Source organism: Kitasatospora sp. NPDC054939 (assembly GCF_053610105.1).
Genome location: NZ_JBSGXP010000107.1, coordinates 19465 through 29584 on the forward strand (window position 1 = coordinate 19465; position 10120 = coordinate 29584).

The window sequence follows — 10120 nt, forward strand, 5'->3', positions numbered from 1 at the left end:
GGTGAGGTCCCTGGCCGAGGTGCCGGCGATGGCTTCGGTACCGGTACGGCGCTTCGCCTGGCAGACGGGGCAGCGGCATCGTCCGGGGTTGGAGTGCCTGGTCTCCACCGGTCGGCAGCACGGCTTCGAGAGTCTGGCCGAGCGGTGGCTGCTGCTCGTTCTGGACTTCGTGGGTGGGTTCGACGAGGTGCTGGCTCAGCCGTTTCGGCTGCGGTTCACCTGGTCGGAGGGGAAAGGCGCGCACATCCCGGACTTCCTCGTGCTGGCTGCGGAAGCGTCCTGGCTGCTGGACGTTCGTCCGGCAGGTTTGATCGAGGAGGAGGACGAGGTGCGGTTCGCTGCGGCCGCCCAGGCGGCGGCAGCGGCGGGGTGGCGCTATGCCGTGGTGACCGCCTGGCGGGGACGCGTGCTCGCGGGGATCGATGCTCTCTCGGTACGACGTCGGCCGATGACCGACCCGCTCGGACTGGAGCGGCAGTTGCTCTCCGCCGCGCGTCGGTGCCCCTGGCAGTTTGGGGAGTTGGTGGACCAGACGCGGGTTCCTGCGGTCGCGCGAACACACGCGGTGCGGCTGCTCTGGCAGCGGCGGCTGGCGGTCGATCTGACTCAGCCGTTCGGGGATGGGACCTGGGTCTATCCGGCGGGGACGGTGTGATGGACGGCGAACGGCAGCAAACGCGATTCGAGGATCTGACCCGCGAGGACCAGCAGCGCCTGCTCTTGCGGGTGGCTCACCTGATGGAGACCGAGACCGGCTTTCGCAGTGGCAGCCGGCACTGGGCACGGGAAGGAGAGCCTCGGCCAGAGTTCGACCCGGAGCGAACGACGCTGACTGAACGTCGGCTGGCAAAGGTCGCCGAGTTGAAGGCTCTGCATCCTGATGACGCATGCCAGTTGGGGCTCGGGCAGGCCAGCGAGCGAACCCTGCGGCGATGGTCCGCCGGCTGGCACGAACACGGGATCATGGGCCTGGCGGACGGACGCCTGACCCCGGTGCTGCGCGGGCACCGGTCGATCAGCCCGCAGGTCGCGGAGGCGATCCACGCGGAGTGCCTGCACCGCTCTCGGGTCGGGATGAAGACCAAGGAGCGGATGATCCACCAGTTCGTCCGGGAGAAGCACGGCAAGGAGGCGGAGAAGTCGATCCCGCACTACACGACACTGTCGAAGGTCTGGAAGGAGTGGTTCGGCCCCGAGGGGGGCCGCCAGCGCTATCTGCGGTCGGCGGCCGCGGTGGAGACCGGCGCGTCCACGGTGACGATCACACGGCCCGGGCAGGTGGTGGTGCTGGACACCACCCCGTTCCCGGTGAAGCTGCTCGACGGTGTCTTCGGGGAGTCGATCACTGCGGACCTCACTCTCGGGCTCGACGCTTTCACCCACTCTCTGGTCGCATTCCGGCTCACCCCAGGGTCGGACTCCTCAATCGAGGTGGCCATGCTGCTGCGGGACGTGATGGTCCCGCTGCCGATGCGCCCGGACTGGACGCCTGATATGGCTTGGCACTACCCAGGGGTCCCCGCTGCCTTGGTCACCGAGTTCGCCGGCCACCCGGTCGCCGGGCGTCCGTTCTTCGCGCCGGAGACGCTGACCAGCGATCACGGAAGCGTCTACAAGAACCACCACCTGGTCCAGGTCGCCCGCACCCTCGGGGTGGTGGTGCTGCCGGCCCGCGCGATGCGGCCGCAGGACAAGGCCGCCTGCGAGCGCGCGTTCTCCGGCATCCAGTCGCTGCTGCTGGAACTGCTGCTGGGCTACCGCGGGCGGGATGTCGCGGACCGTGGTGCTGACCCGGAAGGCGATGCTGCCTGGACCGTGGACGAGATGGAGCACCTGCTGGCGACATGGATCGTGAAGATCTGGCAGAACCGGCGGCTGGACCAGTACGCGCCCACCTGGGATCCGGGCGGGCGCCACAGCCCGAACACGCTGTTCGCTGCCGCAGCCGCCCGGGACGGCATCGCCCTGCAGATCCCCGACCCGGACCTCTACCACCACCTCCTTCCCGCCCACTACGTAAAGATCCACGGCGCACGCGGGGTCAAGATCGGCGGACTCTGGTACGGCGGCGGCCACCCAGTCCTCACTGATCTCGGCACCTTCCCGTCCCCGCGAAGCGGCCGCCACCGCGGCAAGTGGGCGGTCAACCGCGACCCGCGCGACTGCCGCCAGGTGTACTTCGAACGCGCAGGGCAGTGGCACACCCTGCCCTGGAACGGACTCCCCTCCGGCGGGGACATCCCCGCATTCGGCGACGCGCGAGTGCAGCAGGTCCTGCGCGAGGCCGCCCGCGCCGGCCTCAAACCGCGTGAGGAGTCCGAACTCCTCCCGGTGCTGCTCGACCTGATCTCCGCACACACCCCGGTCGCTGCCTGGCCGAGCCAGTTGACGAAGGCCGAGCGGACCGAGCGGGCCCGGGAGGTGGCCCGGGCCCGGGCCGCCGAGCGCGATCGCGCGGGCCCGGCCGCCGTCCGGTCCGCGCCGATCGCGCCCAGCCCCGTCGAACTCGTCCAGCAGAACCGGCAGGCGATCGACAGCGAGCGCCGCCGCCGTCGGGAAGCCGCGGTCCCCGAACTCCCCGCGCCGCCCGCCCTGCTCGGCGAAAACCTCCGCCGGCACAGCCTGTTCGCACTGCCCAGCACCGACGCCCCGGACGACTGCGAGTCAGTAGAGGGAGGGCCGCTATGACCTCCGGCGAGACGGCGCCGTTCGTACTGCCCGGCCCCTCTCCAGCCCGCGAGACCTTGACCGGCTGGCAGCACTGGCGCCTGACCCGCCGATTGTTCACCCCGGCACCCGCACTGGATCTCGCGGCGTGGCGGCTGCTGAGCCCCCGGAAGAAGATGCTCCACGACCTGCACCGCGCCGCGACCCACGCAAACCTTCCGTTGTTGTCCACCCCGATGAGCCGCGTGGTCGAGCGGCTCCTCAACGGCCGCATCGAGAGCAACGCGCTCAAGCTCAAGCCCGCCACCCGTGCCGGTGTGATGGTCTCCGGTGGCGGCTATCAGGGCAAGACCGAGTGCGTCTGCGAAGTCGCCGCCGCGTTCGAGGACCGCTGGCTCGCACTGCACCAGCACCTCAACCCCGATGCAGGTCCCGGCTGCCGGGACCTGCACGCCCCGGTCGCCTACGTCCAGACACCGGTGACGGCGAAGCCGAAGAGCACCTGCAAGGCCATCCTGAACTTCTACGACACCCCTGTCAGCGCGCGCATGGACCTGCCCGAACTGATCCACCAGGTCGCCGCGTCCCTGCGCGACCACGGCACAAAGGTCCTGATCCTGGACGACATCACCCGACTGCGCATGCACCGCGCCGACGACCAGGACACCCTCGACCTGATCCGGGCCTTCATGAGCATGCACGTCACCCTGGTCCTGATCGGCGTGGACATCCCCGGCTCCGGCCTGCTGCGCGAGGGCCGCCACGACCCCGCTACCGGCCAGTGGCACCTGCCGGCCTCCCGGCACGCCAAGATCCACGCTCTGGAAGCAACCCAGACCGAGCGGCGCTTCGACCTGGCCGAGCTCGACCGCTTCCGCTACGACACCGCGCCGCAGATCGCAGCGTGGCTCCAGCACCTGCGCGGCGTCCAGGACAGCCTGCGGCTGCTCGATGCACCCGAGGACATGCTCACCGCAGGCGCCATGCCCGAGTACCTGTTCCAGCGCACCAACGGCGTCGTCGGCCTGCTGGAGCGACTGATCGAGGACGGCTGCCGGGAGGCTCTCGACACCGGCCTGGAGCGGCTGACCAAAGACCTCCTCGAAGGCCTGGCCATCGACCTGAGCCACGCACCGCGCCGCGACCCGGCAGCCGGCGAGATCCCCGCCGTCCCCGCCACACGCAAGGCCCGCGGCACTCGCCGGGGCCGCAACACCGTCTTCGACGACCGCGGCCCAGCGGCAGGAGACGCCTCATGACCCGGGACGACCCGGGCGCTCGGCGGACTCCGCTCCCCCGCAGCCTGGATCCCCTGCCGGAGGAGTGCCTCAACGGCTACGTCCTTCGGCTGGCCCACCGTTTGGGCGTCTCGCCCGACCACATCGCGCGCCGCACCGGACTGGGGGAACTCAAGGACAACGGCCAGACCGTGGCCATGGCCGTCCGGTCAACAGTGCTGCCCGCGGCGATGGCCGCCGACTTCGCCATCACCACCCGGCTCACTCCGGCCGAGACCGTCCGGCTCACCCTGGCCGACTGGGCCTCCCGCTACCCGCCCATCAGCCTCGTTCTCGACGGCCTCCGCCCTGGACGCCATACGCCCCAAATGGACTGGCTGTTCTCGACCACCGCCCGCTACTGCCCGGACTGCCTGGCCGGCGACGGCTCTCCCGTCCAGGACCGGCACGGGGGCCCCTGGCAGCGCACCTGGCGACTACCCGTGTTCTTCTCCTGCCTGCGGCACCAGCGCTTCCTCGAACACCTCTGCCCCACATGCCGACAGCCCGTCGCCGCCTCGGCCCACGGCCAGCTGATCACCCGGCCGAGCATCCTGGGCCTGCATCCCGCCCAGTGCCGGCAGCGACGCCCCGACCTGGACAGGCCGTCACGCACAGGCGATGGCCTCTGCAAAGCCCGCCTCGACCGCGCCGACCTCCACCCGGCGGACCGCCCCGGCTCTGAACTCCTCGCTCTGCAGGCGAAAATCTCCGAGATGCTCACCCCCGCGCACCCCGCCGAGCAGGCGGGCCACTACTACACCGAACTCCAGCTCGTCGCCGCACTGGTCATCATTACCTGGCCCCGAACCCGGCCCGACGCGCCCAGCCCGGCGACGGCTGCGGCCGACCAGCACGTCGCCCGGAATCACTCCCCCAACGCCCCTCAGCGCTCCAACGCCCCACCCGCAGACGCCCGGGCCTGCGCGGCCTTCCTCCACGCCGCCGACGCCATCCTGGCCTCCGATGCTCTGCGCGCCGCCCTGGCCCAACTCGCACCGACGGAGAACCGGACGCGCACAGGAATCACCCCTGTCCGCCACCACACCTGGGACCGCGCGTTCAAGATCTATCGCGACGGATGCTCCGAACGGTTCCAACTCGCGGCAGAGACCCTGGTCCACACCTTCCGCCGCGGTCCGAGCGGTCACCGGGTTCCTCTCAGCCAGGTCGCCTACCGTCCCGAGCACGTCCCTGCATTCATCCCCCAGGAATGGGCCGACACGCACCTCGGGCACTTCACCGGTGCCAGCAACCGTCTCTTGCGGCGCACCGCGGCCACCTACCTCGTCCGACGCGCCCGCGGCGGCTCCCTCGTCGATGCGGCCCGGTTCCTCGGGATCAGAGTCGGTCCCCAAGGAGCGATCGGTTTCGGCAGGGATATCGGCAGATGGATCCGAGCCCAGGACAATCTGCACGCGTTCGAGTTCGCCGTCGACGCCATCGCCGCCGAACTCGAAGCAACACCGGAGATCGACTACGAGCGCCGCCGCCAGTGCCTCGCCGAATGGACTCTCCCGCGTTCAGCCTGGCACCGCATGGTGAGCCAACTGCAGGAACAGCCCGGCAGCCGGGCCATCACCAACGACCGGAAACGTCTCGCGGTCTCCGCCTACATCTGGGCGCAAGTCACGCACGGCGAGTACTACTTCTCGCCCTGCCCACCTCACATCGCCTCCGACCCCGCAGCCCACGAGAGGTGGATGCGAGAACGCCGCGCCACCATGCGCAAACTCCAGCACACCGACCGACATCCCTATTACCGCCGGCTCAAGCCGCTCCTTGACGACCACGCAGCCCAACTCACCAAAGCCATCGACACCGGAGTGATCACCTTCGGTAATTAGCCAGCAGATCGTGGGCCGCCGACGCAGATCACTGCCCGGCACCTCGCGATGGGCAGACCGAGCACCGCTACCGCTGACGGTCGGACACGACAGCCGACGGGCCGAGAATGCGAAGGACGCCATCGAACCCGATCTGGCACGATTCCCGTCATCGCCTTGAGGCGGTCGACAGCCCGGTGAAAGGCGAGGGAGCACGTGATCTCTGACTACCAGCAGCGACTGCGAGAACAGTTCCTGTCCGTCCCCGTCATTCCGCCACCCGACCCCTGGCGCCCGGTCCTGGACCGGCGCACCCCCATCGGCGGACTGCTCGGGATCGGCTTTGCCACCGCTCCCGATGACGGCCGCGACCTGGTCATGGTGGTCTCCGTCGACGGTCACGGGCTCTTCGACGCCGCCACCGGCGAGAAGATCGCCCGGGACCGTGACCCTGACCCCGACGGCAGCACCCCGGACGCGGAGCCGGATCTCTCCTGCCCCGGGCTCGGCCCCATCGCCGCGACCCGAGTACGCATCGCGGGCCTTTTCGGAGGCGGGCTGCACACCACCACCCAGGACGGCTGGACCCTTGAGGTCGTCAGCCCCGAGTGGCCGCACGACCGCGTCCTGCTGTCCGCTGACGGAGGCATACCCCACAACGGTCCGCACGGAGAAAGCTGGTGGCACATCTTCGACGCCAACTACTCCGAACTGCGAGCCGCCGGCTTCTCACCGTCCGGACGCACCCTCGCCATCGCCACCAGCAGCGACCTCACCCTCTGGACCCGTCCGGCGCCCGACACAGCACCCCCGGGCGAGGCCGGCGCATGACACGCGACGAACCGCGATGCTCGCCGAGCAGACGCCGGCATGCGACCCCGCACGCGACGCCCTGCTCACCGGAGGCACCTTCGTCGTCTGGGACGGCCTGGTCCCCGCGAACCAGGTCGCAGCCACCTACCGGGCCCGGCTCCGAATCACCCAGAAGCGAGGGCAACCGACACTCGCCCTCGCCAAAACCGTCGAGATCCTCAGAAGCGCAGGGGACGAACTCCTCCGCATCGGCCGGGTCGACACGGCCGATCGAACATGGACGTTCATGCTCTTCCTCAACGCCACAGCCACCACGGTGTTGGCCTGCACTGGTGTCGACGCTACCCAAAACGAAACGACGGACTGACACCAAGCCGAACGCTCAACTGGCCAACTCGATCGCTCACTGGCCAAGTGAAGCGCTCAGTCACAGGACCTGGGTGCTCTGGTGGCCGGTCGGGGTCCAGGTGCGGATCTCCAGGTAGACGATCTCGGCGTCCTCGGTGGCGCGGCCGGTCTCCACCAGCCAGGTCTTCACGGCGTGGACGACGTCGCCGTGCGAGGCGGCGACCCTGCGGGACCACTCGGCGGCGGGGAAGCCGCCGGTGGCCGCGGAGCCGTAGGTACGCTCCTCGGTGCCGTCCGCGCGCGGGACCACGCCGCGCCGGATGCCGGGCGAGTCCTGCCTGGAACCTGCCGACAGGGTGAAGTAGCGCGACAGCATGCGCACCGTCAGGGCGACCCGGCCGTCCGCCTGCGCGGCGGCGTGGACGACGCCGGCCAGGTGTGCGGCACCGGACCTGATGGCCTGCTTCCCCGCACGGCCGGCCATGCTCCCACCGGGGATGCCGATCACGTCCTTACCCCGCACCCGGGCCTTCTGCCCGGTCCTGGTGCGGCGGCGGCTGGTGTTGGCCTCCGCGATGCCGGACAGCGCTTCCTCGTCGCGTTCGCCACCGCGCACGGCCCGGACCATCTGGCGCAGCGCGCCGACGAAGGCCGCGCCCTTGCCCTTGGTGAAGAACTGCGACACGAGTGAGGCGTCACGGCCCAGCATTCTGGCGACCTGGCGCTTGGTGAAGCCCTCGTCGATCAGCTGCTGGGTGAGCCGGGCGGCCTCGTTCGGGTTCTGCGGGTCGGCGGGGCTCACTGGTGGTCAGCTCCCTTCGCGGCGAGGTGGGCGCGGCCCAGGCCGCGCAGCTTCAGGTACTGCTCCTGGCTGGTGGGGTGCGGGATGGGTCCGGTGAGGTGGCCCTTGAGAAGGTAGTCACCCGGCTCGCCCCGGTAGGGCCAGGGCTGGCGCTCGGTCAGGGCAGTGCCGTCCGTGCCGAAGTACACGACCGTACCGGGCCGCGCGTGCAGGGCACCGGCAACGCCGACGACCTCCTTGCCCTGGCGGTACTTCATGTCCAGCAGCGCCGCCCGCGCCCCCGACCACACGTACGCCGCCCACTCCGGGTGGGCGTACGGGTCGCGGGAGAACCCGGCCTGCCGCTGCCAGGTCACCACCGACTCGTCCTGGCCGAGAATCTCCACCCCGGCCGGGAGCGCCTCGCCGAGCGGGGTGGTGCCGGAGACCAGGCGCGGGCGCTGCGCGAAACCGCCCAGGCCGAACAACAGCACGGAGCGGACCGCGCGGGAGGCCAGGTAGGCCGCCTGCCGCTGCCGCTCGTCACCGTGCAGCCTCGAGAGGTTGGTCAGGTCCGCCCACGCGGCCTTCAGCCGCTTGCCCCACTCGTCCAGCGGCTTGCCGTCCTCGAACAGCAGGCCGCCGAGGATCTCGACCTTCCACGGCATCAGGTGGTTGGACAGCGCGAGGTGGACCTCCGCGCCGCCCGCCCACGTGGTGAACGTCGTGCCGGGCTCGGACGGGTAGATCCAGGCGCGGTCCCCGGTCACCGGCGCGGGCAGCAGGCCGACGTGGTTCCACCCGGCCGGGACGGTCACCCGCACGTTCCAGTGCGAGCAGGACATCAGCGCCTTCGTCTGCTCCTGCTCCGACATGGCCGCGAACGCCCGCGCCGTGATGCGGCGCGGGGTGCCGACCGGGGACTTCCACAGGTGCTTGGCGTAGGCGAACGTGCGGTCGTACTCCACCAGCGCCGGGAGCTGCTCCGGTACCCGGGGCGGCAGGATCAGCTCGGTGCGGCCCTGGCCGCCGGTGGCGTGCAGCAGGCCCCGCAGCTCCTCGGACAGCACCGGGTAACCCCCGGCCCACTTGCCCGTGGTGGGGATGGTGCGCGACCACAGGTCCCGGCCGGTCTGCGAGGGCGAGCCCATCAGCACGGCGTCGTCCCAGTGCCGGCGCAGCGCCTGCCACAGCAGCGTGAACGCCTGCCGGCAGATCGCGACGTCGGCGCCGTCCGGGTCGAACCACTCCCCCATCGACCGGACCTCCGTGACCGGCCCGTCCGGGGAAGCGGCGGGGGCGTAGCGGCCGACCGGCTGGCGCTGGTGGACGAAGTGCCCGGCGAGCTTGTCCCGGCCGGAGCCAACGGCGGTGGTCCACCGCTGCGACGGGGTGTTCAGCCAGGCCGCGACCGCGTCCTTGAGGGTGGAGTAGCGCTCGGCGCCGTCGTGCCAGGGGGCGCCGGTGGTGATGTAGATCCGCTCGGTACCGGGCGCGGCGGCAAGGACGGCGTCCAGGATCTCCCCCGGCGTGCGGGCCCCGAGGTCGAGCCGCACGGTCTGGTCGCGCACGGCCAGTACACCGGCCGCCGCGTCCAGGAACACCGTCGCGCGGGCCTGCTGAACGAAGTTCGGACGCTTGGAGACCAGCCCGGTGGTCACGGCCTCGAACCGCGCACCCGCCGGACCCTCCGGGAGGGTGGGCAGCTCACGCGGCCCAGCAGCAGCGACCGGAGCGACCGAGAGAGCCGACTCGACCACCGCAGCGGCGGGGGCAGCCGACTCGGCCTGTACGCCGGGTTCTGTCTCCCCGACGCCCGAACCCCCAGCAGCAGCGGCGGTGTCGGCGGTCACTGCCGCGGGCGCCCCTTCCACGGGAACGGCCTGCGCCCGAAGCGGCGCAGCGGCGACGGCCTGGTCCGCAGCCTCGACCGGGGCTGACCGGTCCGCATCACCGGGCCCGTCGCGGACCACGGCCGGGGCCTCTTGCGGAGCCTCGGCGGCCGAGGCCGGCTGCTCGGCCACGGGGGCGGGGTCGGAGGCAGGGCGGGTGAGGGCCGGGGCGAGCGCGGCCGCGGGCAGCGGCTGTGGTGCGGGCGCAGGCGCCCGAAGCGGCGCAGCGGCGGCGGGCCGGTCGTCGGTCTTGGCGGCGCGGACGGCGGCCGGGGTCGGGTCCAGCAACGGGGCGAGGCGCACGACGTCGCCGACCGACAACCCGCAGGCCTTCGCGATGGCGTCTGCCTTCGCGCCCTCGTACCCCGCCAGCCCGGTCACCCGGCGCGAGCGCTGGGCGGTGAGCTTGTCCAGCTCCTTCTGCGCGGCCGCGACCTGCTTCTCGGCGGCCGTGATCTCGCCTCGCAGCTCACGCAGGCCGGCGAGCTCGGCGGTGTACGTCTTACGGTCCATCAG

At 71.2% G+C, this 10120-nt stretch carries 8 protein-coding genes; 6 read left to right on the forward strand and 2 right to left on the reverse strand.

What is annotated here, in order from left to right:
- The first annotated feature begins 28 nt into the window (after positions 1-28).
- The 6 genes from ACWGB8_RS26485 (at position 29) to ACWGB8_RS26510 (ending at position 6950) form a co-directional block, all read left to right on the forward strand.
- A complete protein-coding gene (locus tag ACWGB8_RS26485; RefSeq protein ID WP_452216103.1) occupies positions 29-655 on the forward strand; it encodes a TnsA-like heteromeric transposase endonuclease subunit in 627 nt (208 codons plus the stop codon).
- Entirely contained in the window at positions 655-2688 is a 2034-nt protein-coding gene (locus ACWGB8_RS26490) for a transposase (protein ID WP_452216104.1), read from the forward strand. The genes ACWGB8_RS26485 and ACWGB8_RS26490 overlap by 1 nt, the downstream gene beginning before the upstream one ends.
- Positions 2685-3926 (forward strand): TniB family NTP-binding protein, encoded by a 1242-nt coding sequence (locus ACWGB8_RS26495; protein WP_452216105.1) that lies wholly within the window; start codon positions 2685-2687, stop codon positions 3924-3926. Before ACWGB8_RS26490 ends, ACWGB8_RS26495 begins: the two co-directional genes overlap by 4 nt.
- Positions 3923-5791 carry a TniQ family protein gene (locus tag ACWGB8_RS26500; RefSeq protein ID WP_452216106.1) on the forward strand — a complete coding sequence of 623 codons (1869 nt, stop codon included), beginning with the start codon at positions 3923-3925 and terminating at the stop codon, positions 5789-5791. Before ACWGB8_RS26495 ends, ACWGB8_RS26500 begins: the two co-directional genes overlap by 4 nt.
- A gap of 195 nt (positions 5792-5986) precedes the next feature.
- Entirely contained in the window at positions 5987-6601 is a 615-nt protein-coding gene (locus tag ACWGB8_RS26505; protein WP_452216107.1) for a hypothetical protein, read from the forward strand.
- A gap of 16 nt (positions 6602-6617) precedes the next feature.
- Entirely contained in the window at positions 6618-6950 is a 333-nt protein-coding gene (locus ACWGB8_RS26510) for a hypothetical protein (protein WP_452216108.1), read from the forward strand.
- 60 nt (positions 6951-7010) lie between these two features.
- On the opposite strand, the gene ACWGB8_RS26515 is transcribed toward ACWGB8_RS26510, so the two are convergent.
- Positions 7011-7733 carry a helix-turn-helix domain containing protein gene (locus ACWGB8_RS26515; RefSeq protein WP_452216109.1) on the reverse strand — a complete coding sequence of 241 codons (723 nt, stop codon included), beginning with the start codon at positions 7731-7733 and terminating at the stop codon, positions 7011-7013.
- The coding region (locus tag ACWGB8_RS26520) for a hypothetical protein (protein ID WP_452216110.1) at positions 7730-10120 on the reverse strand (2391 nt) is incomplete at its 5' end. The genes ACWGB8_RS26520 and ACWGB8_RS26515, both read right to left, overlap by 4 nt.